Source organism: Streptomyces sp. NPDC002776 (assembly GCF_053592195.1).
This window is the reverse complement of record NZ_JBSFVG010000008.1, coordinates 82,670-107,593: the sequence shown is the minus strand read 5'-3', so window position 1 is coordinate 107,593 and position 24,924 is coordinate 82,670. Positions and strand designations below refer to the sequence as shown.

At 72.7% G+C, this 24,924-nt stretch carries 23 protein-coding genes; 5 read left to right on the top strand and 18 right to left on the bottom strand.

The genetic code is table 11. The features are described 5' to 3' along the window. Positions 1 to 39 precede the first annotated feature (39 nt). Positions 40 to 1,053 carry a hypothetical protein gene (locus ACWD11_RS18190; protein WP_451284049.1) on the top strand — a complete coding sequence of 338 codons (1,014 nt, stop codon included), beginning with the start codon at positions 40 to 42 and terminating at the stop codon, positions 1,051 to 1,053. Positions 1,054 to 1,107: 54 nt separating this feature from the next. On the opposite strand, the gene ACWD11_RS18185 is transcribed toward ACWD11_RS18190, so the two are convergent. From ACWD11_RS18185 to ACWD11_RS18165, 5 genes are all read right to left on the bottom strand, one after another. Further along, positions 1,108 to 3,237, bottom strand: coding sequence for a 3-hydroxyacyl-CoA dehydrogenase NAD-binding domain-containing protein (locus ACWD11_RS18185; RefSeq protein ID WP_389419926.1), 2,130 nt, complete (start codon positions 3,235 to 3,237; stop codon positions 1,108 to 1,110). Next, a complete protein-coding gene (locus ACWD11_RS18180) occupies positions 3,234 to 4,454 on the bottom strand; it encodes a thiolase family protein (protein WP_389419925.1) in 1,221 nt (406 codons plus the stop codon). Before ACWD11_RS18180 ends, ACWD11_RS18185 begins: the two co-directional genes overlap by 4 nt. A 200-nt stretch (positions 4,455 to 4,654) precedes the next feature. After that, positions 4,655 to 5,965 (bottom strand): ribonuclease D, encoded by a 1,311-nt coding sequence (locus ACWD11_RS18175; RefSeq protein WP_389419924.1) that lies wholly within the window; start codon positions 5,963 to 5,965, stop codon positions 4,655 to 4,657. Positions 5,966 to 6,138: 173 nt separating this feature from the next. Continuing rightward, positions 6,139 to 6,801 (bottom strand): response regulator transcription factor, encoded by a 663-nt coding sequence (locus ACWD11_RS18170; RefSeq protein WP_053751649.1) that lies wholly within the window; start codon positions 6,799 to 6,801, stop codon positions 6,139 to 6,141. Between the two features lie 233 nt (positions 6,802 to 7,034). After that, complete coding sequence (locus ACWD11_RS18165; RefSeq protein ID WP_451119868.1) at positions 7,035 to 7,706, bottom strand: DUF3000 domain-containing protein; 672 nt, start codon at positions 7,704 to 7,706, stop codon at positions 7,035 to 7,037. A gap of 129 nt (positions 7,707 to 7,835) precedes the next feature. Between ACWD11_RS18165 and hemE the strand changes: the two genes are divergently transcribed. Then, positions 7,836 to 8,891 carry a uroporphyrinogen decarboxylase gene (gene hemE, locus ACWD11_RS18160; RefSeq protein WP_389419922.1) on the top strand — a complete coding sequence of 352 codons (1,056 nt, stop codon included), beginning with the start codon at positions 7,836 to 7,838 and terminating at the stop codon, positions 8,889 to 8,891. 1 nt (position 8,892) lies between these two features. Here hemE and ACWD11_RS18155 read toward each other — a convergent pair whose 3' ends face one another. Beyond that, positions 8,893 to 9,714, bottom strand: coding sequence for a rhomboid family intramembrane serine protease (locus ACWD11_RS18155; protein WP_389419921.1), 822 nt, complete (start codon positions 9,712 to 9,714; stop codon positions 8,893 to 8,895). 95 nt (positions 9,715 to 9,809) lie between these two features. Here ACWD11_RS18155 and ACWD11_RS18150 point away from each other — a divergent pair, with 95 nt between their 5' ends. After that, positions 9,810 to 10,103 (top strand): hypothetical protein, encoded by a 294-nt coding sequence (locus tag ACWD11_RS18150; RefSeq protein ID WP_389419920.1) that lies wholly within the window; start codon positions 9,810 to 9,812, stop codon positions 10,101 to 10,103. Here the strand turns inward: ACWD11_RS18150 and ACWD11_RS18145 are convergent. Both ACWD11_RS18145 and ACWD11_RS18140 read right to left on the bottom strand, forming a co-directional pair. Then, positions 10,100 to 11,497, bottom strand: a complete 1,398-nt coding sequence (locus ACWD11_RS18145; protein ID WP_451284046.1) for an FAD-dependent oxidoreductase — start codon at positions 11,495 to 11,497, stop codon at positions 10,100 to 10,102. The genes ACWD11_RS18150 and ACWD11_RS18145 overlap by 4 nt on opposite strands. Before the next feature lie 39 nt (positions 11,498 to 11,536). Then, positions 11,537 to 12,442 carry a DUF4349 domain-containing protein gene (locus ACWD11_RS18140; RefSeq protein ID WP_451284044.1) on the bottom strand — a complete coding sequence of 302 codons (906 nt, stop codon included), beginning with the start codon at positions 12,440 to 12,442 and terminating at the stop codon, positions 11,537 to 11,539. Positions 12,443 to 12,613: 171 nt separating this feature from the next. On the opposite strand from ACWD11_RS18140, the gene hemG reads away from it, so the two are divergent. Further along, positions 12,614 to 14,071 carry a protoporphyrinogen oxidase gene (gene hemG, locus ACWD11_RS18135; protein ID WP_451284042.1) on the top strand — a complete coding sequence of 486 codons (1,458 nt, stop codon included), beginning with the start codon at positions 12,614 to 12,616 and terminating at the stop codon, positions 14,069 to 14,071. A gap of 5 nt (positions 14,072 to 14,076) precedes the next feature. Further along, entirely contained in the window at positions 14,077 to 14,808 is a 732-nt protein-coding gene (gene hemQ, locus ACWD11_RS18130; RefSeq protein WP_389419916.1) for a hydrogen peroxide-dependent heme synthase, read from the top strand. Between the two features lie 16 nt (positions 14,809 to 14,824). Here the strand turns inward: hemQ and ACWD11_RS18125 are convergent, their stop codons facing one another. The 10 genes from ACWD11_RS18125 to ACWD11_RS18080 all read right to left on the bottom strand — a co-directional run bounded on the left by ACWD11_RS18125 (position 14,825) and on the right by ACWD11_RS18080 (position 24,797). Continuing rightward, positions 14,825 to 16,402 carry an alpha/beta hydrolase gene (locus ACWD11_RS18125; RefSeq protein WP_451284040.1) on the bottom strand — a complete coding sequence of 526 codons (1,578 nt, stop codon included), beginning with the start codon at positions 16,400 to 16,402 and terminating at the stop codon, positions 14,825 to 14,827. A 122-nt stretch (positions 16,403 to 16,524) separates the two neighbouring features. Further along, positions 16,525 to 17,298, bottom strand: coding sequence for a TIGR04222 domain-containing membrane protein (locus ACWD11_RS18120; protein ID WP_389419914.1), 774 nt, complete (start codon positions 17,296 to 17,298; stop codon positions 16,525 to 16,527). Between the two features lie 116 nt (positions 17,299 to 17,414). Continuing rightward, entirely contained in the window at positions 17,415 to 18,701 is a 1,287-nt protein-coding gene (locus tag ACWD11_RS18115; protein WP_451284038.1) for a DUF692 domain-containing protein, read from the bottom strand. A gap of 84 nt (positions 18,702 to 18,785) precedes the next feature. Next, positions 18,786 to 19,523 (bottom strand): peptidyl-tRNA hydrolase, encoded by a 738-nt coding sequence (locus ACWD11_RS18110; protein WP_451284036.1) that lies wholly within the window; start codon positions 19,521 to 19,523, stop codon positions 18,786 to 18,788. Between the two features lie 46 nt (positions 19,524 to 19,569). Next, positions 19,570 to 19,752: a hypothetical protein gene (locus tag ACWD11_RS18105; protein WP_389419911.1), complete on the bottom strand. Its 183-nt coding sequence runs from the start codon at positions 19,750 to 19,752 to the stop codon at positions 19,570 to 19,572. Between the two features lie 18 nt (positions 19,753 to 19,770). Continuing rightward, positions 19,771 to 20,613 carry a polysaccharide deacetylase family protein gene (locus tag ACWD11_RS18100; RefSeq protein ID WP_451284034.1) on the bottom strand — a complete coding sequence of 281 codons (843 nt, stop codon included), beginning with the start codon at positions 20,611 to 20,613 and terminating at the stop codon, positions 19,771 to 19,773. A gap of 82 nt (positions 20,614 to 20,695) precedes the next feature. Beyond that, a complete protein-coding gene (locus ACWD11_RS18095) occupies positions 20,696 to 22,075 on the bottom strand; it encodes a PhoX family protein (RefSeq protein ID WP_451284032.1) in 1,380 nt (459 codons plus the stop codon). Positions 22,076 to 22,508: 433 nt separating this feature from the next. Beyond that, a complete protein-coding gene (locus ACWD11_RS18090; protein ID WP_451284258.1) occupies positions 22,509 to 23,963 on the bottom strand; it encodes a SulP family inorganic anion transporter in 1,455 nt (484 codons plus the stop codon). An 8-nt stretch (positions 23,964 to 23,971) separates the two neighbouring features. Continuing rightward, positions 23,972 to 24,550, bottom strand: coding sequence for a carbonic anhydrase (locus tag ACWD11_RS18085; RefSeq protein ID WP_451284030.1), 579 nt, complete (start codon positions 24,548 to 24,550; stop codon positions 23,972 to 23,974). Positions 24,551 to 24,632: 82 nt separating this feature from the next. Beyond that, a complete protein-coding gene (locus tag ACWD11_RS18080) occupies positions 24,633 to 24,797 on the bottom strand; it encodes a hypothetical protein (RefSeq protein WP_389419907.1) in 165 nt (54 codons plus the stop codon). Positions 24,798 to 24,924: the final 127 nt, after the last annotated feature.

Sequence of the window (24,924 nt, the reverse complement as noted above, 5' to 3'; positions counted from 1 at the left end):
GCACGCGGTGCCCGGGACGCCCCCGTTTAGAGTGATCCGGTGAACGGCGACTGGCTCATACGCGGTCGAGATGGCCGCCTCAGCGTCTACTGGTACACCCAGGACGCCGTCCTGTGCCGTGCGGAGCACGTCCCCGGGGGCACCTGGGACGCCCCGCGCCGGGTGGGCGGCGAGCAGAAGGTGCAGCCCGGATTCGCGCTGGGGCAGGGCGCGGACGGGTACGCCCACCTGGTGGGCTGGCGGTCCACTCGTGCGGGTGAATCGGGCCTGGTGCACTCCACGCACTTCCGCCCGCTGCTGGCCGCCCTGGACTGGCTGCCCGTCGGCCACCCGAACAAGCAGGGCGAGCGCACCGGCACCCCGGCCGTCGCCGTCGACACGGAGGGCCGCGCCTACCTCTTCGTCCGCAACCGCGGCCAGGGCGTGCACACCGTCAACCAGAAGGAACGCGGCGGCTGGAACGGCTGGCACGACCTGAAGGGCTCCAAGGTGGCGGAGCAACTCGTCGCCGTCACCGCGGAGTCGGGCCTGGTCCAGGTGTACGCGACCGGTCCCGTCGGCGTGCTGCGCTGGCTCCAGCAGGAGCCGGGCGGCCGCCCGGTCGCGGCCGACCCCTTGGCGGTGTCCCTCGCCCCGGGCACCCTGAGCGCCCTGCCGACCTCGAAGGAGCACACCACGCTCTTCTACACCGACCCCGAGGGCATGCTGTACGCCTGGCGGCCGGACGGCGACCCGATGCCCCTGCTCGCCGCCGCGGGCCCCGGCCGGGTGTCCGCCGTCCGCTGTGTGCTGGACGGCCACGACTGCACCCTGCTCGCCCAGCGCTCCTCCTCCGGCCGGGTCGCGTTCGCCGCGTATCCGACGGAGCGGGAGTCGGCGGGTCTGTGGTGGACGGAGTCGGGTCCTGCCCTGCCGGCGGGCACCCGGGTCGCCGTGGCGGAGGACGCGGCGGGCCGGGTGGTGGCCGCCAGCCTGACGCCGGACGGCGTCCTGCGCCTGGCCCGCCAGAAGGACGAACCGGGTCTCGCGCTGGCCGCCTGGCAGGAGGTCTGAGGAACGCGCAGAGGGCCCCCGCCGACCGGCGGGGGCCCTCTGCGTTCAGCGCTGTTACGCGGGGACCGAAGCCACGCCCGGCGCGAGGAACTTCTTGCCGTTCACGCGCTCCGAGACACCCTCACGGTCCAGGTACGGCGTGATGCCGCCCAGGTGGAAGGGCCAGCCGGCGCCCGTGATCAGGCACAGGTCGATGTCCTGGGCCTCGGCGACGACACCCTCGTCGAGCATGAGCCCGATCTCCTGGGCGACGGCGTCGAGCACCCGCTCGCGGACCTGCTCCTCGGTCAGGACGACATCGCCCTGCTTCAGCAGCGCGGCGACCTCCGGGTCCAGCTCCGGCTTGCCGGAGTCGTAGACGTAGAAGCCGCGCTTGCCCGCCTTGACGACGGCGGCGAGGTTCGGGGAGACCGTGAAGCGGTCCGGGAAGGCCCGGTTGAGGGTCTCCGAGACGTGCAGGCCGATCGCGGGACCGACCAGCTCCAGCAGCACCAGCGGGGACATCGGCAGACCGAGCGGCTCGATGGCCTTCTCGGCGGTCTCGACCGGGGTGCCCTCGTCGATGACGTTCTGGATCTCGCCCATGAAGCGGGTGAGGATGCGGTTCACGACGAACGCCGGGGCGTCCTTCGTCAGCACCGCGGTCTTCTTCAGCTTCTTGGCGACGGCGAACGCCGTGGCCAGCGAGGCGTCGTCGGTCTGCTCGCCGCGGACGATCTCCAGCAGCGGCAGGATCGCGACCGGGTTGAAGAAGTGGAAGCCCACGACCCGCTCGGGGTGCTTCAGCTTCGACGCCATCTCGGAGACCGAGAGCGAGGAGGTGTTGGTGGCGAGGATCGCGTGCGCCGGGGCGACCGCCTCGACCTCCGCGAACACCTGCTGCTTGACGCCGATCTCCTCGAACACGGCCTCGATGACGAAGTCCGCGTCGGAGAAGCCCTCGGCCTTGTCCAGCACGCCGGTGACCAGGGCCTTGAGGCGGTTGGCCTTGTCCTGGTTGATACGGCCCTTGCCGAGCAGCTTCTCGATCTCGGCGTGGACGTAGCCCACACCCTTGTCGACGCGCTCCTGGTCGATGTCGGTCAGCACGACCGGCACCTCCAGGCGGCGCAGGAAGAGCAGCGCGAGCTGGGAGGCCATCAGACCGGCGCCGACGACACCGACCTTGGTGACCGGGCGGGCCAGGTTCTTGTCCGGGGCACCGGCCGGGCGCTTGCCGCGCTTCTGCACCAGGTTGAACGCGTAGATGCCGGCGCGCAGTTCGCCACCCATGATCAGGTCGGCGAGCGCCTGGTCCTCGGCGTCGAAGCCCTGCTGCAGGTCGCCGTTCTTGGCGGCGGCGATGATGTCCAGGGCGCGGTAGGCGGCCGGGGCGGCGCCGTGCACCTTGGAGTCGGCGATGAAGCGGCCCTTGGCGACGGCCTGGTCCCACGCCTCGCCGCGGTCGATCGCCGGGCGCTCGATGACGATTTCGCCCTTGAGGACGCTCGCGGTCCAGATCAGCGACTGCTCCAGGAAGTCCGCGCCCTCGAAGAGGGCGTCGGCGATCCCGAGGTCGAAGACCTGCTCGCCCTTGAGCTGCTTGTTCTGGTTGAGGCTGTTCTCGATGATCACCGAGACGGCCTTCTCGGCGCCGATCAGGTTCGGCAGGATCGTGCAGCCGCCCCAGCCGGGCACCAGGCCGAGGAAGACCTCGGGGAGCGAGAACGCGGGGAGCGCCTTGGAGACGGTCCGGTACCGGCAGTGCAGACCGACCTCGACGCCACCGCCCATCGCGGCGCCGTTGTAGTACGCGAAGGTCGGCACCGCGAGACCCGCGAGGCGCTTGAAGACCTCGTGGCCGCCCTTGCCGATGGCCAGCGCGTCCTGGTGCTCCTTCAGCAGCTCGACGCCCTTGAGGTCGGCGCCGACCGCGAAGATGAACGGCTTGCCGGTGATGCCGACGCCGACGATCTCGCCGGCCGCGGCCTCCGCCTCGACCTGGTCGATGGCGGTGTCCAGGTTGGCCAGCGACTGCGGGCCGAAGGTGGTCGGCTTGGTGTGGTCGAAGCCGTTGTCCAGCGTGATCAGGGCGAAGCGCCCGGCGCCGGACGGCAGGTCGAGGTGGCGTACGTGCGCGGACGTGACGACCTCGTCGGGGAACAGCTCGGCCGCGCCCTTCAGGAGCTCAGCGGTGGTGCTCACTTGTTGCCTCCGTCGAAGTGCGGGTTCTCCCAGATGACCGTCGCGCCCATGCCGAAGCCGACGCACATGGTGGTCAGGCCGTAGCGGACGTGCGGCTGCTCCTCGAACTGGCGGGCCAGCTGCGTCATCAGACGCACACCGGAGGAGGCCAGCGGGTGCCCGAAGGCGATGGCGCCGCCGTACTGGTTGACGCGCGCGTCGTCGTCCGCGATGCCGTAGTGGTCGAGGAAGGCCAGGACCTGGACGGCGAAGGCCTCGTTGATCTCGAAGAGGTTGATGTCCTCGATCGACAGGCCCGCCTTGGCGAGGGCCTTCTCGGTGGCCGGGATCGGGCCGTAGCCCATGACCTCCGGCTCGACGCCCGCGAAGGCGTAGGAGACCAGGCGCATCTTCACCGGGAGGTCGTGCTCCCGGGCGAACTCCTCGGAGGCGATGATCGAGGCGGTGGCGCCGTCGTTCAGACCGGCCGCGTTGCCGGCGGTGACCCGGCCGTGGACGCGGAACGGGGTCTTCAGACCGGCCAGGTTCTCCAGCGTGGTGCCCGGGCGCATCGGCTCGTCGGCGGTGACCAGGCCCCAGCCGGTCTCACCGGCCTCCGGGTTGGTGCGGCGCACCGAGACCGGCACCAGGTCGGCCTGGATCTTGCCGTTGGCGTACGCCTTGGCGGCCTTCTCCTGCGAGCGCACGGCGTACTCGTCGGCGCGCTGCTTGGTGATGTGCGGGTAACGGTCGTGCAGGTTCTCGGCGGTCATGCCCATGAACAGCGCCGACTCGTCCACCAGCTTCTCGCTGACGAACCGCGGGTTGGGGTCCACGCCCTCGCCCATCGGGTGGCGGCCCATGTGCTCGACACCACCGGCGATGACGGCGTCGTAGGCGCCGAAGGCGATGGAACCGGCGACGGACGTCACCGCGGTCAGGGCGCCGGCGCACATCCGGTCGATCGAGTAGCCGGGAACCGACTGCGGCAGACCGGCGAGGATGCCGGCCGTGCGGCCGAGGGTCAGGCCCTGGTCCCCGATCTGCGTGGTCGCGGCGATGGCGACCTCGTCGATCTTCTTGGGGTCGAGACCGGGGTTGCGGCGCAGCAGCTCCCGGATCGCCTTCACGACGAGGTCGTCGGCGCGGGTCTCGTGGTAGATGCCCTTCGGGCCCGCCTTGCCGAACGGGGTGCGGACGCCGTCGACGAAGACGACGTCCCTGATGGTACGAGGCACGATGGCTCTCCTCCAGAATGCGGGACTGCACTGCTGCGGCACGCATGCACTGAGCGCGCGCTTACAACCATGCTACTTATGAGTAACGTAGCTGCCCAGTCCCGCGGAACCAAGCGGCGAAGGTCACACCGCGGGGTGTCGTCGGCGGACCTTGGCGCGATCTCGACGTCGCCGGCCCTCCCGCGCGGTGCCTCCCGGCCCTACGCCTGGGCCGACAGCGCGGCCACCAGCACCGGCGTGACCTGCTCCACCTGCCACGGCCGGGCCCCGTACCCGGCGAGGGCGGCCCCCACCGTCTCGGTGTCCACGTCCTTCGGCGGCTCCCAGCACACCCGGCGCACGGTGTCCGGGGTGATCAGGTTCTCCTGGGGCATGTTGAGCCGTTCGGCGAGGGCGGAGACCCCGGCGCGGGCCGCCGACAGCCGGGCCGCGGCGGCGGGGTCCTTGTCGGCCCACGCGCGCGGCGGCGGCGGACCGGTCACCGGCTGCCCGGGTTGCGGCAGCTGCGACTCGCTGAGCAGCCTGGCCCGGTCGACGGCCGCCTGCCACTGCTCCAGCTGCCGCCGGCCCGTCCGGTGCCCGAAGCCGTTGAGCGCGGCCAGCGCGTGCACATTGGCGGGCAGCGCCAGCGCGGCCTCCACGATCGCGGCGTCCGACAGCACCTTGCCGGGCGACACGTCCCTGCGCTGGGCGATCTTGTCCCGGGTCTCCCACAGCTCGCGCACCACGCCGAGCTGCCGACGGCGGCGCACCTTGTGCATCCCGGAGGTGCGGCGCCAGGGGTCCTTGCGCGGCTCGGCCGGCGGCGCGGAGGCGATCGCGTCGAACTCCTGGCGGGCCCACTCCAGCTTGCCCTGCCGGTCGAGGTCCTTCTCCAGCGCGTCGCGCAGGTCGACGAGGAGCTCCACGTCCAGCGCGGCGTACCGCAGCCACGGCTCGGGCAGCGGGCGGGTGGACCAGTCGACGGCGGAGTGCCCCTTCTCCAGCACGAAGCCGAGCACGCTCTCGACCATCGCGCCGAGCCCGACCCGGGGGAACCCGGCGAGCCGGCCCGCCAGCTCGGTGTCGAACAGCCGGGTGGGGACCATGCCTATTTCCCTGAGACAGGGCAGATCCTGGGTCGCGGCGTGCAGCACCCACTCGGTGCCGGACAGCGCCACACCGAGACCGGAGAGGTCGGTGCAGGCGACGGGGTCGATCAGCGCGGTGCCCGCGCCCTCGCGGCGCAGCTGCACCAGATAGGCGCGCTGTCCGTAGCGGTAGCCGGAGGCGCGCTCGGCGTCCACGGCGACGGGTCCCGATCCGGCGGCGAACGCTTCGATGACGCGGGCGAGGGACTCCTCGTCGGCGATCACCGGCGGAATGCCTTCGCGCGGTTCCAGCAAAGGGGTGGGTTCGGGGTCGGCCGCCCCGCCCGGCGCCCCCGTAACAGAAGATCCGCCGTCGTCCGGAGGGGCGCCTCCGGTGGTTCGCAGTGAGCTGTCTGCTGCGGTGTCTTGGGCGTCGGTCACCTGTCAAGGGTATCCGTGTATGGACAGCGCCCGTCGACGGAACGTTCCGTCGACGGGCGCTTGGGGGTCGTAAACCAGTCAGGTCGGTGCATCGTCCGGTTCACGACGGGTGGAGCACGGGCGGAGCGGGCCGGCGGCCGGTCCGTTCACGTCCGTGAAGGGCGGTCGGGGAGTCAGTGGATGATGCCGGTGCGCAGGGCGACGGCGACCATGCCGGCACGGTCGCCCGTGCCGAGCTTGCGGGCGATTCGGGCGAGGTGGCTCTTGACGGTCAGCGCGGACAGGCCCATCGAGACGCCGATGGCCTTGTTCGACTGGCCCTCCGCCACCAGCCGCAGCACCTCGACCTCACGGCCGGACAGTTCGCGGTAGCCGCCCGGGTGGCTCGGGGCACCCGGGGGGCGGCGGTGCATACGGGCGGCGGCGGCGCCGATGGGGGCGGCACCGGGCCGGGTGGGGAGCCCGACGTTGGTGCGGGTGCCGGTGACGACGTAACCCTTCACGCCTCCGGCCAGCGCGTTGCGTACGGCGCCGATGTCGTCGGCCGCGGAGAGGGCGAGGCCGTTGGGCCAGCCCGCGGCGCGGGTCTCGGACAGCAGGGTCAGGCCCGAGCCGTCGGGCAGGTGGACGTCGGCGACACAGATGTCGCGGGGGTTGCCGATGCGGGGACGAGCCTCCGCGACGGACGAGGCCTCGATGACGTCTCTCACACCGAGCGCCCACAGGTGGCGGGTGACGGTGGAGCGGACGCGGGGGTCGGCCACGACCACCATGGCGGTCGGCTTGTTCGGGCGGTAGGCGACCAGGCTTGCGGGCTGCTCGAGGAGAACGGACACCAGGCCTCCTGGGGTGCGGACGGCTTTGAAGGTCAAAGACGTCTTCGGCACCGAACGCGGAGTCCTTTAGGCAATGATCACGATCTAGTGAGTAACAATTAGTGCAATTCGGACGTACGGTCGATCGTTCGGTGAACGAATCGGTTCGTTCGAGTGTCTGTGATGACTGAAAGTGGCCGTATCGACAAAGTGATGCCCACGTCACCGCCCCTCATGCACCCGTCCCCGCTCCGCTAACGCGACTGCGGTCCCCTCCGCTGCGGCAGCGTCACCACCGCCGCGTCCCCGGGACCGGCCGGCGGCAGCCCCGCGACCTGCGCGAGCAGATCCGCCCAGGACGCCAGATGCGCCGCGGTGTCCGGCACCCCGCCCAGCCCCTCGCGCGGGGTCCAGGAGGCGCGGATCTCGATCTGTGAGGCGGAGGGGCGTTCGGACAGGCCGCCGAAGTAGTGCGAACTCGCGCGCGTGACGGTGCCGCTGGGTTCGCCGTACGTCAGTCCGCGCGCCTGGAGCGCGCCGGTCAGCCACGACCAGCACACCTCCGGCAGCAGCGGGTCCGCCGCCATCTCCGGCTCCAGTTCCGCCCGCACCAGCGTCACCAGCCGGAACGTGCCCCGCCAGGCGTCGTGCCCGGCCGGGTCGTGCAGCAGCACCAGACGTCCGTCGGCGAGATCCTGGTCGCCGTCGAGGACGGTCGCCTCCAGCGCGTACGCGTGCGGGGCGAGCCGCTGCGGGGCGCGCGTCGGCTCCACCTCGATCTGCGGCCTCAGCCGACTGCCGCGCAGGGCCTGGACCGCGGCCTGGAACGCCGACGGAGCCGCCGCCCCGCTCCCCTCCCGGTTACCGTCCTTCGCCTCGTCCATCCCACCAGTGCCGTCCGAGAGTCGTTCCTGAGCCGCAGCCATGCCGGAAGATTAAGGGGAACCGGGCCCCGGCGCTGGCCTAGACACCCGTGATCTTCCGGGGCGGCGACGGGACAGGGGCCCCGGGAGCGGGGGACAGCGCACCCTTGCCCCCGTGCGAGACTTTCCGACGTGAGTGCACACGAGACGACGCCGACCGCCACGCACGACTCCGCCTTCCTGAGGGCCTGCCGCCGCGAACCCGTGCCGCACACGCCCGTGTGGTTCATGCGCCAGGCCGGGCGCTCCCTGCCGGAGTACCGCAAGGTCCGCGAGGGCATCCCGATGCTCGAGTCCTGCATGCGCCCGGAGCTGGTCACCGAGATCACGCTGCAGCCCGTGCGCCGGCACCACGTGGACGCGGCGATCTACTTCAGCGACATCGTCGTCCCCCTCAAGGCCATCGGCATCGACCTCGACATCAAGCCCGGCGTCGGCCCGGTCGTCGAGAACCCGATCCGCACCCGCGCCGACCTGGCCCGGCTGCGCGACCTCACCCCCGAGGACGTCTCCTACGTCACCGAGGCCATCGGCCTGCTCACCCGCGAGCTCGGCTCCACCCCGCTCATCGGCTTCGCCGGCGCGCCTTTCACCCTCGCGAGCTACCTCGTCGAGGGGGGCCCGTCCCGGACGTACGAGAACGCCAAGGCGATGATGTACGGCGACCCGGAGCTCTGGGCCGAGCTGCTCGACCGCCTCGCCGACATCACGGCCGGCTTCCTGAAGGTCCAGATCGAGGCCGGCGCCTCCGCGGTCCAGCTCTTCGACTCCTGGGTCGGCGCGCTCGCCCCCGCCGACTACCGCCGCTCGGTGATGCCCGCCTCGGCCAAGGTCTTCGAGGCCGTCGCCGGATACGGCGTCCCGCGCATCCACTTCGGTGTCGGCACCGGTGAACTGCTCGGCCTGATGGGCGAGGCCGGCGCGGACGTCGTCGGCGTCGACTGGCGCGTCCCGCTGGACGAGGCCGTCCGCCGGGTCGGCCCCGGCAAGGCGCTCCAGGGCAACCTCGACCCGACCGTGCTGTTCTCCACCACCGAGGCCGTCGAGGCGAAGACGCAGGAGGTCCTCGACGCCGCGGCGGGCCTGGAGGGCCATGTCTTCAACCTCGGCCACGGCGTCATGCCGCACACCGACCCGGACTCCCTGACCCGGCTCGTGGAGTACGTCCACACCCGCACCGCGCGCTGACTCACCACGTCTGGCGGGGCCGGGCGCGTCTGCCGAACAGCAGACCGCGCGGCTCCGGCGGCGGCGGTGTGCCGGGCTTGAGCGGCCAGGCGAGCAGCATGCCCGCGAGGAAGCCGACGACATGCGCGGTGTACGCGATCGTCCCGGCCTCCGAGATGCCCTCGCCGGACGAGTACACCGCCTGGAGCCCGAACCAGAAGCCGAGCACCATCCAGGCCGGCAGTCTCAGCGGCAGGAAGACCAGGAACGGCACCAGCACCCACACCCTGGCCTTCGGATACAGCACCAGATAGGCGCCCAGCACCCCGGCGATCGCGCCCGAGGCGCCGATCAGCGGGTCGCCGGAGTCGGCGTTGAGCAGCGCGAAGCCGTAACCGGCCGCGTAGCCGCACACGACGTAGAACAGCACGTACCGCACATGGCCCATGCGGTCCTCGATGTTGTTGCCGAAGATCAGCAGGAAGAGCATGTTGCCGAGCAGGTGCAGCCAGCCGCCGTGCAGGAACATCGCCGTGAAGACCGACAGCAGCGGTGACTTGTCGTAGCCCGGCTCGCCGACCACGCAGCCGGGGCCGTGCGGGCCGACCGAGACGTCGCCGGTGGGGACCAGGCGGGGCAGCTGACCGTGGATCAACTCCCGTGGCACCGCGGCGTACTGGTCCAGCAGCGCGTGCAGCTCGCAGGTCTGGGCCAGGCGGCTTTCCCAGGGCATGCCCACCGTGCCGGGCAGGGCCAGGAAGACGAAGACGTTCGCGGCGATCAGGCCGTACGTCACGTACGGGGTGCCGCGTACGGGGTTCACGTCATGGACGGGGATGACCACGAGTGACTTCTTCCCTGGATGCGGTCCCGGAATCGGTGAACGCCGGGGCCGTTGCGCGCGTATGGCTTGTCGACCGGACTACGGGAGGACAGGCGATGAACGAAAGAGTTGCTCCGTCGATGCACGCGCTGCCGGACGGTGAGGCCGAGCTCTCCGTAGTGGTGCGGCTCCCCTGGGAGGACGTGGCGCGGCTGGGCCAGGAGGCCGGCCGGCTGGCCGCGCAGACGGGGCGTCCGGTGACGCTCGACGAGGCGGTGAGCCATCGGCTGCGGTCCGTGCGGCCGCCGGCCGCGCATGCCAGGCCGGGCACGGGCACGGGGGAGCAGCCGGCGGCCGCCCCCGCCGGCGCGTCGGTGGCGTCGCTGCCGAGGATCAGCGGCTCGGCCTAGGAGTCCTCGGACACGGCCCTCGCCGCCTTGCGGGCCGCCACCAGGACGGGGTCCCACACCGGGCTGAACGGCGGGGCGTAGCCGAGGTCCAGGGCCGTCATGCGGTCCACCGTCATCCCCGCGGTCAGGGCCACCGCCGCGATGTCCACGCGCTTGGCGGCGCCCTCCCGGCCGACGATCTGCACGCCCAGCAGTCGGCCGGTGCGACGCTCGGCGAGGATCTTGACCGTCATCGGGGAGGAACCGGGGTAGTACCCCGCCCGGCTGGTCGACTCGATGGTGGCCGTGACGTACTGCAGGCCGGCCCGGCGCGCGTCTTTCTCGCGCAGGCCCGTGCGGGCGATCTCCAGGTCGCAGACCTTGCTGACCGCGGTGCCGACCACACCGGGGAAGGTGGCGTATCCGCCGCCCACGTTGGTGCCGATGACCTGCCCGTGCTTGTTGGCGTGGGTGCCCAGCGCGATGTGGCGCTCCTGACCGGAGACCAGGTCCAGGACCTCCACGCAGTCGCCGCCCGCCCAGATGTTCTCGTGTCCGCGCACCCGCATCGCGAGGTCCGTCAGCAGCCCCTGGTGCCGCCCCAGGGGCAGCCCCGCCCGGCGCGCCAGTGTCGTCTCCGGGCGGACCCCGATGCCGAGCACGACGACGTCCGCCGGGTACTCGGCGTCCTGCGTCACGACCGCGCGGACCCGGCCGTCGTCGCCGGTGCGGATCCCGGTGACCTCGGCGCCGCCGACCATGGTGATGCCGAGGCCCGTCATGGCCTCGTGCACCAGGCGGCCCATGTCCGGGTCGAGCGTGGACATCGGCTCCTCGCCGCGGTTGACGACCGTCACCTCGTACCCGCGCTTGATCAGCGCCTCGGCCATCTCCACGCCGATGTAACCGGCGCCGACCACGACCGCGTGCCGCCCACGCGTGCGTGCCAGCGTGTCCAGCAGCGCCTGCCCGTCGCCCAGGCTCTGCACCCCGTGCACCCCCGGCGCCTCCACGCCCGGCAGGTCGGGGCGGACCGGCCGCGCACCGGTGGCGATCACGAGCTTGTCGTACGACGTCCAGGACTCGGCCCCGGAATCGACGTCACGCGCGCGTACCCGCTGCCCGGCCGGGTCGACCTCCACGACCTCGGTGCGCATGCGCAGATCGATGTCCCGCGCGCGGTGCTCCTCGGGCGTCCGGGCGATCAGCTCGTCGCGCCCGGCGACGTCGCCGCCGACCCAGTACGGGATGCCGCACGCCGAGTACGAGGAGAAGTCGCCGCGTTCGAAGGCCACGATCTCCAGTTCGGCGGCGCCCTTCATGCGCCGTGCCTGCGACGCCGCGGACATCCCCGCGGCGTCGCCGCCGATCACGACCAGCCGTTCCCTCGGACCCCGCCCACGCTTCATGTTCATGCGAACACGCTACGGGCGCAGATCATTTCGGGCTCGCGGTCAGTCCTCCTCGCGCGCGGGTGCCGGGCGCGGGGTCAGCCGGGGCTGCACCAGCCGCAGCCAGAGCACGATCAGCAGGGCCGCACCCACGGCGAACGGCAGGACCGCCGCCACGGCCATGACGATCCAGCGCAGCATCGTCACGAAGGCGTCCCAGCCGCCCGTGAGCGCGTCCATGACCCCGGGGTCGTCGTCCTCGGCCACCGCCTTCTTCACCGGTGTCTCGGACAGCGACAGGGTGATGGTGGCCAGGCTCGTGCGGTCCTCCAGGGAGGCCTGCTGGGCCAGCAGCGACTCCAGGTCCGCCTGACGGGTGCTCAGTTCGCCTTCCAGCGTCACCACGTCGGTCAGCTTGGTGGCCTGGTCCATCAGCGCGCGGATCCGGGTCACGCTGGCCCGCTGCGACTTGATGCGGCTCTCCACGTCGACGACCTGCTCGGTGACGTCCTGCGCCTTGGCGGTGCGGTCGAGCAGCTTGCCGGTGCCCTCCAGGTCGGCGAGGACGTCCGCGTAGGAGCCGACGGGGACGCGCAGCACGACGCGGGTGCGCTCCCTGCCGTCCTGGTCGCGGGTGGTCGTCTCGTTGCCGACGTAGCCGCCCGCGTTCTCGGCGGTGGTGCGGGCCTCGTCGAGGGCCTTCGGTACGTCCTTGACCTGCACGGTCAGCGACGCCGTACGGATGATGTGGCTCGCGGTGATCCTGGGCGGGGCGTCCGCCTTCTCGGCGCCGGACCGGCCCGAGGCCGCCGCGCCCGCGGCGCTGTCCGCCTGGGACTTGGCGCCCTCGTTGCTGCCGGCGGAGTCGCCGGAGTCGGCGCCGCCGGTGCATCCGGTCAGCGCCAGGGCTGCCGCCAGCAGAACGCCGGCGACGGCATGGACAGGTCGTACCAAACGTGGTGCGCGCATGGTGTGTTACCCCCCGAGGGTCGTGACGGCTGATGCTTCTTCGACGCCGGAGAAGGCCCGGACGTTGGCCTCCGGCGGTTCCGATGCGGTCACGGTCGGGACTCGGGCCGGGCACGCGAAGGGCCGGACGGCGTCGGCGGGAGTGTCAGTGGCGTTTGAGAGAGTGGGCTCATGCACGCAGCGGACACTCCAGCGGAACACGGACAGGTCGTCGTCATCGGCGCCGGGATCGCCGGCCTCGCGGCAGCCCACCGGCTGCTGGCCGGGGGCAGCCGGGTGACCGTGCTGGAGGCATCGGACCGGATCGGCGGCAAGCTGCTGCCCGGCGAGATCGCGGGCGTCCGGGTGGACCTGGGCGCCGAGTCGATGCTGGCCCGCCGCCCCGAGGCCGTGGCGCTCGCCCGCGAGGCCGGTCTCGCCGAGCGTCTGCAGCCCCCGGCCACCGCCACCGCCTCCCTGTGGACCCGCGGCGCCCTGCGCCCCATGCCCAAGGGCCACGTCATGGGTGTGCCCGGCACCGCCGCCGCCCTGGCCGGCGTCCTGTCCGACGAGGGCCTGGCCCGTATCGAGCGCGACGCCGAACTGCCCCGCACCGAGGTCGGTGACGATGTGGCGGTCGGCGCGTACGTGGCGCGGCGGCTGGGCCGCGAGGTCGTCGACCGGCTGGTCGAGCCCCTGCTGGGCGGGGTGTACGCGGGCGACGCCTACCGCATCTCGATGCGCTCGGCCGTCCCGCAGCTCTTCCGGGCCGCCCAGGCCCATGACTCCCTGACCGAGGCGGTCCGCGCGATCCAGGCCGGTGCGGCGGCGGCTCAGCACAGCGGCCCGGTGTTCATGGGCATCGAGGGCGGCATCGGCACGCTTCCGCTCGCCGTCGCTCAGGCGGTGCGGGCCAGGGGCGGCGAGATCGTCACCGGCGCGCCGGTGACCGGGCTGCGCCGCGAACCGGACGGCTGGCGGGTCGTCACCGGCGAGCGGACGTTGCGCGCGGACGCCGTCGTCGTCGCCGTACCCGCGCGGGCCGCCGCCGACCTGCTGCGCGCCGAAGCCCCGGCCGCCGCGAGCGAACTGGCCGCCGTCGAGTACGCCTCCATGGCCCTGGTCACCCTGGCTTACCGGCGCGCCGGCACCGCACTGCCCGCCGGCAGCGGCTTCCTGGTGCCGCCCGTCGACGGCCGCACCATCAAGGCGTCGACCTTCGCCTCCCACAAGTGGGCCTGGATCGCCGACCAGGACCCGGACGTGCTGGTGCTGCGCACCTCGGTCGGGCGGTACGGCGAGACGGAGATCCTGCAGCGGGAGGACACCGACCTCGTCGAGGTCTCCCGGCACGACCTGGAGGCGGCGACCGGCCTGACCGCCACTCCGCTCGCCACCCGCGTCACCCGCTGGACCGACGGCCTGCCCCAGTACCCGGTCGGCCACCACGCGCGCGTGGCCCGCATCCGCGACCACCTGGGCAAGGTGCCGGGCCTGGCGGTGTGCGGCGCGGCCTACGACGGCGTGGGCATCCCGGCGTGCATCGCGAGCGCTTACGCGGCCGTCGACCAGATCCACGGTGATCTGCGCGCTGTGCAGCAGCTCACCGCCCACCCGGTGCAGAGTCTGCACGGAGGAGCAGGAGAATAAGGACCATGAGTGACGACGCCCCCACCACCGAGCCCGGCAGGATCCCGAACAAGGGCAAGCTGGCCAAGGACCTCAACGATGTCATCCGCTACACCCTCTGGTCCGTCTTCAGGCTGAAGGACGTGCTCCCCGAGGACCGCGCGGGCTACGCCGACGAGGTCCAGGAGCTGTTCGACCAGCTCGCCGCCAAGGACGTGACGATCCGCGGCACCTACGACGTGTCGGGGCTGCGCGCCGACGCCGACGTCATGATCTGGTGGCACGCCGAGACCAGCGACCAGCTCCAGGAGGCGTACAACCTCTTCCGCCGCACCCGGCTCGGCCGCGCGCTGGAGCCGGTCTGGTCGAACATGGCGCTGCACCGCCCCGCCGAGTTCAACCGCTCGCACATCCCGGCGTTCCTCGCCGACGAGACGCCCCGCGACTACGTCAGCGTCTACCCCTTCGTGCGCAGCTACGACTGGTACCTGCTGCCCGACGAGGACCGCCGCCGCATGCTCGCCGACCACGGCAAGATGGCCCGCGGCTACCCGGACGTCCGCGCCAACACGGTCGCCTCCTTCTCGCTGGGCGACTACGAGTGGATCCTCGCCTTCGAGGCGGACGAGCTGTACCGCATCGTCGACCTGATGCGCCACCTGCGCGCGTCCGAGGCGCGCATGCACGTACGCGAGGAGGTCCCGTTCTACACGGGCCGCCGCAAGTCGGTGGCGGACCTGATCGCCGGGCTGGCCTGAGGCCCTCGGCCGCCCCTCACGTGGCGGGACGCGGCTCCGGACGCGGCGCACACGCGGTGCGACGCACCGGAAGCCGCCCCTCCAGCAGATACACCTCCACATGCGCGTTGACGCACGCGTTGGGCCCGCCCGCGACCCCGTGCGTCCCCGCGTCCCGCTCGGTCACCAGCACCGAGTCCGCCAGCCGCCGGTGCAGCTCCAGCGCCCCCTGATAGGGCGCCGCGGCATCCCGCTCGGCGGCGAGGATCAGCGTCGGCGGCAGCTCACCGGGCGCCGTCCGCACATCGAGCGGCCGCTGACGCGGCGCGGGCCAGAAGGCGCAGGGCAGGTTCGCCCACACGTTGTCCCACGTCTCGAACGGCGCCACCCGGGCGAGCCGGGTGTTGTCCCGGTCCCACACCCGCCAGTCGGTGGGCCAGGCCGCGTCGTTGCACTCGACGGCCGTGTACACCGCCTTGCTGTTCTCCGCCTCGACGGCGGCCTCCTTCACCGGCGAGGCGATGTCGATCAGCGGCTTCGGATCGCCCTTCAGATACGCCGACAGCGCCTGCGCCCGGTACGGCCAGTAGTCGTCGTAGTACCCGGCCTGGAGAAACGCCCCGTGCAGCTGTCGCGGCCCCACCTTCCCGCCCGCCGGTTCGGCGGCGAGCCGCGCCCGCGCCCGCTCGTAGCTGCGCAGTACCTTCGCCGGGGTGTCGCCCAGCCGGTACACCTTGTGGTGCTTGGCGATCCACTCCCGGAAGTCCGCCCAGCGGCCCTCGAACGCGGCCGACTGGTCGAGGTTGTTGCGGTACCAGATCTGCTCCGGGTCCGGATTCACCGCCGCGTCGAACACCATCCGGCGCACCCGCGAGGGGAAGAGCGTCGCGTACAGGGCGCCGAAGTACGTGCCGTAGGACGCGCCCATGAACGTCAGCCGCTCCTCGCCCAGCGCGGACCGCAGGACGTCCAGGTCGCGGGCGTTGTTGAGGGAGTGGTAGTGCCGCAGCGCGCCGCCGGAGCGCTGGGCGCAGCCGCGCGCGTACGCCTTGGCCCGGGCGATGCGTTCCCGCTTGTACGACTCCGAGGGATGGGTGGGCGCCGGTGCGGGCCCCTTGAAGAAGTGCTCGGGGTCCTGGCAGGACAGCGGAGCGCTGCGGCCCACCCCGCGCGGGGCGTAGCCGACGAGGTCGTAGGCGGCCGCCAGGCGCTTCCACTCGGGCATCAGGCCGATCAGCGGGAAGTACATGCCGGAGGCGCCCGGCCCGCCGGGGTTGAAGACCAGGGCACCCTGCCGGGGCACCCGGCGCTTGCTGTTGTGCGGGTCCTTGTGGGTGGCCCGCACCCGGCTGACCGTCAGCTCGATCTGCCGGCCGTCCGGACGCGCGTAGTCCAGCGGGACCTTGACCGTGCCGCACTGCAGGGATCCCGGCATGTCCTGCTCCTCGGAGCAGGAGCCGAAGTCGATGCCGGTCACCCTCGCCCGCGCGGCGGCCACCACGGTGCCGCGCAGCTCGGCCAGACCCGGGACGGCCTCCGCGGCACCGGCCGGGGTGGCGGCGAGGGAGCTCAGGAGCAACGACCCGGCGGCCGTGTGGAGGACGAGGGCTCTCATCGGGTATCCCTTCGGTGCACGGACGCAACAAAAGGGATGCTTCGGTCGGTTGTGGGCGAAGGCAAGCACCGTCCGGCCGGTGTCGGCGCCAATGCTCCCTGTGCGCCCCCTGGGCCGGGGTGTCAGTCGCGCCAGTGGGGCGCGCGCTGCTCGAAGGCCGCCCGCAGGTCCGGCTCGCCGATCGCGCGGACGCCCCGCACCGCGACGGTGGTGAGGTACGTACGGTCGTCCCCGCCGCCCGTGTGTGGGGTCAGCGCGCCCAGCAGCCGCTGTCCGGCCGGGGACGCCCAGCGCGAGTACGGGTGGACCTCGACGCGCGCGATGGCCAGACAGCTCAGGGTGAGCGCGAGCGGCAGCCCGAACCAGAGGGCGACCAAGTGGCGGGGCAGCTCGGTCGCGCCGGGCATGAGCAGCGCGGTCGCGCCCAGCGCCAGGACGGCCGCCGCGGCGAGCCGCACCCGCTGGACCGCGGCCGCTATGCCGGTGCGGGCTCCGTCGGGAACGGCGAGACCGGCCCGGACCAGCCGCTCGGCGAGGCTGCCCACCGCCTCCGCGTCGGCCGCGGCGTCCCGCACCGGCGCGATCCGGGACTGGCCCTCGGGCCCGATCGCCCCTATGACGGACCGTTCGATGTCGTCCCGGCCGCGCGGGTCGACGACCGTCGCCCAGCCCGTGCGGGCGAGCAGGAGCCGACGCTGGCGGGCCATGGAGACGAGCGTCAGATCGGCGACCCGGCGCGGGCCGCCCGACAGGAACGCGGCTTCGTAGAGCGTCAGATCGTGCGCTCGGCCCGCGTTCACGTCCACGGCCGCCGCGTGGACCGCGGCCAGGCACAGCCGGGTGCACGCGAGGCCGGCGACGGCCCAGGCCAGCAGCAGGAGGAGGACCCAGAACATGCCGCGTTTCTATGCCAAACGCCCGTGCGAACGCCATGCCTTATTCACCATCCGGACGGAGCGTTGCCGATATGCAACGTTCCGTGGGAAAGGTCACGGCTCGGCGGGCCCCTCGGTCACCGGCGGGTCAGGGTCCGGCGTATCCGCGCCAGCCGCGCGGGCGGGCGCGGGGCCGGGCCCGAGCGCTCGCGCCGCCACCGGCCCAGCTCCCTGCGGGCGCGGCCGTCCAGCGTCCCCTCGGTGTCCAGCAGGTGCCCGGCGAAGTCGAGCGCGTCGCGTCGATAACCGCCGGTCATGGGGTTGCGCTGGGCGTAGGCGAGGAAGGCGGGACGGTAGCGCGGGCCGAGGATGACGGGCAGTTCGGGCGCGACCTTCGCCACCACGTCCGCCCGCTTCCCGGCGAGCGCCCGGGCCTGGACACCCATACGCGTCCGGTCGAATCCCTCGGGTACGGGTGTCCCGGCGACGAGCGCGGACAGCAGCGCGGCCTGGGCGAGGGCGACGCGCTCGCGGGCGGCCGGGGAGGGCGGTCCCGCAAGGGGGCGGCCCACCGGGTCGGCCGGGGCCTTCGGCTCCTGGCCGCCCTTCTCGACGGCCGCCCGGATCTCCGCCAACTCCCGCTCCAGCTCGGCCGGTCCGGGGAAGTTCTCGTCGCGCTCCAGCAGGACACCGGGCGGGGCGACCCGGGAGGCCAGGTCGGTGAGGATGTCGAGCACCGGCCGCGGGACCGGGTGGGCGTGGCTGTCGTGCCAGACGCCGTCCCGCTCGAAGCCGCCCGCGACATGGACGTACGCGAGGGCCTCCAGGGGGAGTTCGGCGAGCGCCTCGGCCGGGTCCTCGCCCCGGTTGACGTGGTTGGTGTGCAGGTTGGCCACGTCGACGAGGAGCCGCACGCCGGTGCGGTCGGCCAGTTCGTACAGGAACTGTCCCTCGGTCAGCTCCTCGCCGGGCCAGGAGATCAGCGCGGCGATGTTCTCCACGGCGAGCGGGACGGGGAGGGCGTCCTGGGCGATCCGGATGTTCTCGCACAGCACGGCGAGGGCGTCCCGGGTGCGCGGCACGGGCAGCAGATGGCCCGCCTCCAGGTGCGGTGACGCGGTGAGCGGGCCGCCCGCCCGGACGAACGCGATGTGCTCGGTGACCAGCGGCGAGCCCAGCGCCTCGGCCCGCTCGGCCAATGCGGTCAGCCGGGCGGCGTCGGGCCGGTCGGCGCCGCCGAGGCCGAGCGAGACACCGTGCGGGATCACGGTGACCCCGCGTTCGCGCAGCCGCAGCAGCGCCGCGGGGAGATGGCCGGGGCACACGTTCTCCGCGACGACCTCGACCCAGTCGATGCCCGGCATGCGGGCCACGGCGTCCGCGATCTCCGGCCGCCATCCGATCCCCGTACCCAGTCGCTCCATCGTGGTCCCCCTCCGTCACGCCCAGCACGTGCGTGGAGGGGGTATGGCCCCGGCGCGCGGCGGTGAATCGCTTCTGCCGTGGCTTCAGAGCAACATTTGAGGTTGCTGGCGCAGCGCCGGGTGATCGGCGACCACCGTGCAGGAGCCGGGGGCGATCTCCGTGAAGCCGGCGTCCCGTACGACCGGCAGGCCGCTCGTGGTGAGCGCGGGCCAGCGGTCGCGGGGCGCCGTCCGTACGGCGAGCGGGAAGCCGGCGTCGCGCCAGGCGGTGCGCTCCTGCTCCGTCAGGTCCCACCAGGCGAGCTGGGCGCCGTGACCGGCCTGGGCCATCGCCTTGCCGGCCGACATGCCGAGGTCGGGGTTGAGCCACAGCACCGGGGCCGTCGGGTCCGGAGCGGCCGGGGCTTCGGGGTCGTCGAGGTCGGTGCCGGAGACCTGGAGCCTGGCGAGATCCTTGGGCCAGCCGTCGAGGGGGACGGGCGGGAACACCCGTACCTCGGCGGTCCCGCCGGTCACGGTGATGCCCGGCAGGGCCTCCGCCCGCCGCCACTCGGCGCCCCGGGCCCGTCGTACGACCTTGCGGATCCGCGCGTCCTGCCAGTCCCGCACGGCCTCGGCCCACTCGCCGTCCCCGGCGGCCCGCTCGTCCGCGAGCAGCACCAGGACGGCTCGGGCGGCGGTCTCCAGGGCGTCGGTACGGGCCGGGGGAGCGGCCCGCTCGATCCGGACGACGAGCGGCAGCACGTACTGCGGGGCGAGGTCGCGGGAGGCGGGCTCGGTGCGGGAGGGGCTTTCGGCGGCGGACGTGGTTTCGTGGCTCACCCCGCCCAGTCTGCCAGCCCGAGGACCGGTGCCTGCTCCCGCGGATTCACCCCGAGCAGGCGGTCCGCTCGGCCTCGCGCCACTCGCACACCGGGCACAGGGTGAGGCCCTTGTACGACTCCGGGTACTCCGTCGGCTCCCGGCACAGCACGCACTCCGCGTACGGCGGCCCCTCGGCCTTCGGCGGCTTGGTCGCGTCGGCGATCGTGCAGTAGTCGGCGTCGCTCATGCCTCCAGCGTAGAACGGTCACCGGCGGTCGTGGGCGGCCCCGATCAGCTCGGAGACCCGGACGAAGCGGAACCCCTGGCGCCGCAGCTCGGGCACGATCGTGCGGACGGCGCGCTCGGTGGTGGGGGCGGCGCTGCGGGTGCAGTGCAGGACGACGACCGAGCCCGGCCGCACCCCGTCCAGCACCTGGCGGGCCACGGCGTCGGCGTCGGTGGCGAAGGCGTCCCCGCTCACCACGTCCCACTGCACGGCGGTCACCCCGGCCGGGGTCAGCGCCTTGAGCGCCCGCCGGTCGTAACACCCCCCGGGGAACCGGAAGTAGGGCCGCGCGTCCGGCACCCCGGCCTTGCGGAAGGCGGCGTACGCCCGCTCCACGTCCGCCCGCATCCGGTCCTCGGGCACGGTCGGCAGCCCGTAGCAGTCGCCGGTGAAGGCGTGATGGCTGTAGGAGTGATTGGCGACCTCGAAGAGCGGGTCCCGCCCGATGGCCCGCGCCTGGCCGGGGTACTCCTCGGCCCACCGCCCGGTCATGAACACGGTCGCGGGCACCTTCAGCTCCCGCAGCGCCCCGATCAGCCCCGGATTGTCGAACCGCTCCCCGGCCAGGGCCCGCGGCCCCTGGTCGGCGGTCATGTCGGCGTCGAAGGTGAGCGCGACGGTCTTGTCCGGGGTCCGGGGCCCGTTGGTGAACACGGGGGTGAGTCCGGCGGGCCCCGGAGCGAGCGTCGGCGGCTGGGAGGGGGCGACGGAGGTCGCGGCGGGCGCCGGACGAGCGGCCCGGGGGGTCTGGGGGGCGCCGCAGGCGGCGAGTGCGGCGCCCAGGACACAGACGGCGGTGATGCTGCGTACACGAGTGATCACCGTATGAGAATTACGGTGATATGCCGTTCATCCGATCGCGGGCGCCGCCGACACGGGGCCGTGTCACCCGGTCAGAGGCCGGTCACCCGCGCCAGGGTCCCGTCACCGCGAACGTCGTTCCCGGCGTGTAGCAGTTGACGTACATCGTCCGGCCGTCCGGGGAGAAGGCGACTCCGGCGAACTCGCCCCACTCCGGTTCCTCGGGCGTGCCGATGTTCTGGGCGTTGCGGGCCATCGCGTAGACCTCGCCGTGCCGGGTGACGCCGTAGACGTGCTGGGCGCCGTTGCCGTCCTCGCAGACCATGAGGCCGCCGGAGGGGGCCAGGCAGATGTTGTCGGGGGATTCGCCGGGGAGCTGGATGTCCGTGTCGGGGCCGAAGACGATCACCAGGGTCAGCCGGCGGCGCTCCGGGTCGTACCGCCAGATCTGGCCATAGTGGTCCGCCGCCGAGCCCTCGGCGCTGCGGGCGAAGGACGACACGAAGTAGACCGAGCGGCCGCCCCAGTAGCAGCCCTCCAGCTTCTGGGCGTGGGTGATGCCCCGGGGGCCGAAGTCCTGGAGGCGGATCGGGGTCTCGGCGGCCAGGGGATCCGGTACGTCGACCCACTCGACCCGGTCGAAGGACGCTCCCGGTTCCTGGACCGACGACAGGTCCGGTACGTCCGGCACCCGCATCGCCTGGAGGCGGCCGCCCGCCCGCAGGGAACCTCCGCCGCCGAGGGGCTGGTGGGGGAGGAAGCGGTAGAACAGGCCGAAGGGCCGCTGGAAGGCGTCCTCGGTCTCGTAGACGATGCCCCGTTTCGGGTCCACCGCCACCGCCTCGTGCTGGAAGCGGCCCATCGCGGTCAGCGGTACCGCGCCGCTGCGGTGCGGGTCGGCGGGGTCCACCTCGAAGATGAAGCCGTGGTCCTTGGTGTAGCCGTTGGTGCCCGCCTTGTCCTCGTTTTCCTCGCAGGTCAGCCAGGTACCCCAAGGCGTGGGCCCGCCCGCGCAGTTGACGGCCGTACCGGCGATGCCGACGCGCTCGGCGACGACCTTGCCGCGGGCGTCCAGGGTCAGCGTGGTACAGCCGCCCTTGGCCTGCGGGTCGTACGTCAGGCCCTCGACCGCCGGGACGGGCAGTCTCGCGGTGTGGCGGTTCTCGTGGTTGCGGACCAGGTGGACCCGGCCGTGCCGGCCGGCCAGGGCGGTCATGCCGTCGTGGTTCGAGGGGACCTGGCCCTCTCCCGAGCGCAGGGGGTCGCCCTCGCGGGACAGGACCCGGTAGCGGAAACCTTTCGGCAGGTCGAGGAGGCCGTTCGGGTCCGGGATGAGGGGGCCGTAACCGGTGTGGCCCAGGTTCTGCGCGGCGGCCGTGCCCGCGAAGAGTTCGCTGAGGTTCCCGGCGAAGGCGATCGAGACGCCCAGGGCGCCGGTGCGGGCGAGCATCTGACGGCGGCTCTGCAAGCCGTGGTCGGACATGGTGGAACCTTCCTGCTGGCGGACAGGACTGTGTCGACGCCGTGTCTACCATTTGGGTCCGGCCAGGTGAACCACGCGCGTAGAGCGAGTTCACTTTCCTTGCGGGCGCTCCGGCACCGGTTGCCGGGCCCGCGCCAGGAAGCGCAGGCAGCTCCACCGGGAACGGCAGCACCAGCGTGGAGTTCTTCTCGGCCGCGACCGCCACCACCGTCTGGAGCAGCCGCAGTTGGAGCGCGGAGGGGGGTGTCCTCCATCTGGGGCCGCTTCGACCGGCTTGCGCTTGACGATCCGAGCCGCGGAGGCGACACGGACCGGTCCGGCGGCCCCGGCTGCAGCGCCCGCCGCCGGCAGCTCCTCGACCATGACGTTCTCCCCGCCTCGTCGGCGGTATGCCCCGGGCCGGGGCCGGTTCGCCCCGGCCCGGGACATGCCGTCAGGGCGAGGTGACCCGCACCGGTTCGGTACCCGCCGCGCTGTGCCGCTCGACCCAGCTCTCCAGCGCCGTACGGCAAGCGTGGTCCAGGTGGTGCAGCCCGGACAGGTCCAGCTCCACCGGCCGGTCCTGGGGCAGCGCCTCCAGGCTGTCCAGTATTTTCGGCAGCCGCAGGAAGGTGGCGTTGCCCGACAGGTACGCCTGGACCGGTCCGGCGCCCTTGTCCACGACCTCCAGCTTCAGGTGCGAGGCCTCCCAGGCCGCCTTGGCGACGGCCAGCGCGAGACCGATGAGCACCCCCTCGAACATGCTGACCGCGACGATCGACACGGCCGTGACCACGAGGATCAGCACCTCCCCGCGGTGCTCGCGCCACAGCGAGCGGATGGCGCGCACGGGGATCAGCTTGGCTCCGGCGTGCACCAGGACGCCCGCCAGGGCCGGGAGCGGGATCCAGGCCAGCACGGACGGCAGCAGCGCCGCGAACAGCAGCAGCCAGACGCCGTGCATCACCCGGGACGCCTTGGTCCGGGCGCCCGCCTGGACATTGGCCGAGCTGCGCACGATCACCGCGGTCATCGGCAGCGCGCCCAGCGCCCCGCACACGGTGTTGCCCGCGCCCTGGGCGATCAGCTCCTTGTCGTAGTCGGTGCGCGGACCGTCGTGCATCCGGTCCACGGCCGCCGCGCTGAACAGCGTTTCCGCGGACGCGATCAGCGTGAAGGCGATGATCGTGACCAGCAGTCCCACGTCGGCCAGCTCGCCGAAGGAGCTCAGTGACGGCGGCTGGATCGAGCCCAGCAGCCCCTTCACCTCGACGGTGGCCACCGGCAGCGCGCATACCCCCGCGACCAGCGTCGCCAGCCCCACCGCCGCGAGCGGAGCGGGCACCGTGCGCAGCGCGCCCGGCATCCGCCGCCACAGCACCAGGACGGCGACGGTGCCCGCGCCGAGTCCCAGCGAGGCCAACGCCTCGGTGTCACCGAGGGCGTCGGCGAGCGCGCCGGGCAGCCCGGCTATTTTCGCCGGGCCCGAGGCCGGCGCCTCGGCGCCGGCCATGGCGTAGAGCTGTCCGGCGATGATCACGAGGCCGATGCCGGCCAGCATGCCCTCGACGACCGAGACCGAGATGGCCCGGAACCAGCGCCCGAGTCCGAAGGTGCCCATCAGGAGCTGGAGCAGCCCCGTGGCCAGCACGATCACCCCGAGCGCGGGCAGTCCGAACTCCTGGACGGCCTCGAAGACCAGCACGGTCATGCCCGCCGCGGGGCCCGACACCTGGAGGCTGCTGCCCCGCATCATGCCGGTGACGATGCCGCCCACGATGCCGGTGACCAGGCCCAGTTCGGCCGGGACACCGGAGGCGACGGCCACGCCCACGCACAGCGGCAGCGCGACCAGGAAGACGACCAGGGAGGCGGCGAAGTCCCGCCGCAGATGCGGGAAGGCGGTCATCGGCGTGCTCACAGCGCCTCGAAGGTGTCGGTGTCGGCGCGGTGCTCCCGCACGGTGCCGGTGTGCACCTCGTAGTACCAGCCGTGCAGAGCCAGTTGATGATCCGTCAGCTTCTTCTCGATGAACGGGTACGAGCGCAGCCGCAGCAGCTGGGTGCGGACGTGGCTCTGGACGCCCTCGGTGACGGCCGGGTCCTCGGCCGCTCCGGTGGGTCGCGGGGTCGCGTGCGTCAGCCAGTCGCGCACGGCGGGTACGGCGCTCAGGTCGTCGCCGCGCACCAGCGCGCCGACGGCACCGCAGTGGGAGTGGCCGCAGACCACGATGTCGCCGACGCCGAGGACCTCCACGGCGTATTCGATGGTGGCCGCCTCGCTGGTGGGGTGGTCGAAGGCGTACGGCGGGACGATGTTGCCCGCGGTGCGCAGCTCGAAGAGCTCGCCGGGGCGGGCGCCCGTGATCAGGGCCGGCACGACTCGGGAGTCCGAGCAGGTGATGAAGAGCACCTGCGGGGACTGGCCTTCGGCGAGCTTGGCGAACTCCTCAGGGCGCTGTCCGAAGGTACGGGCGTTGTCGATGAGGGGCTGCATATGTGGTCACTCCTCCTGGCGCGCCGCACAGGGGCGCGTCGGACGGGCAGGACAAAGCAGAGTGGGGGAGCTGCTCTGCTGATCAGCGGCCGTGGACCCGGAAGACCCGGAGCGCCCAGGCTCTGGCCTTTGCATGACGGACCGTGTGCGCGGGTGCGAAGGGCGCGGCCGGAGCGAAGAATCTGCGGGCGAACAGGGCGGCGGCGAGGGCCGATATCGCGATCACGTCCGTCGTACCTCGGAACACGCGCCCTCCTCCGATCGCCCCGCACCTCTAGTACGCCCCAACAGTTGGTCAACCGCTGGTCAAGAAACACGGTAACCCTGCAAAGTTGTTTGCAGGGTCAACTTGGCGCTTCGTGCGGAAGAGAGCG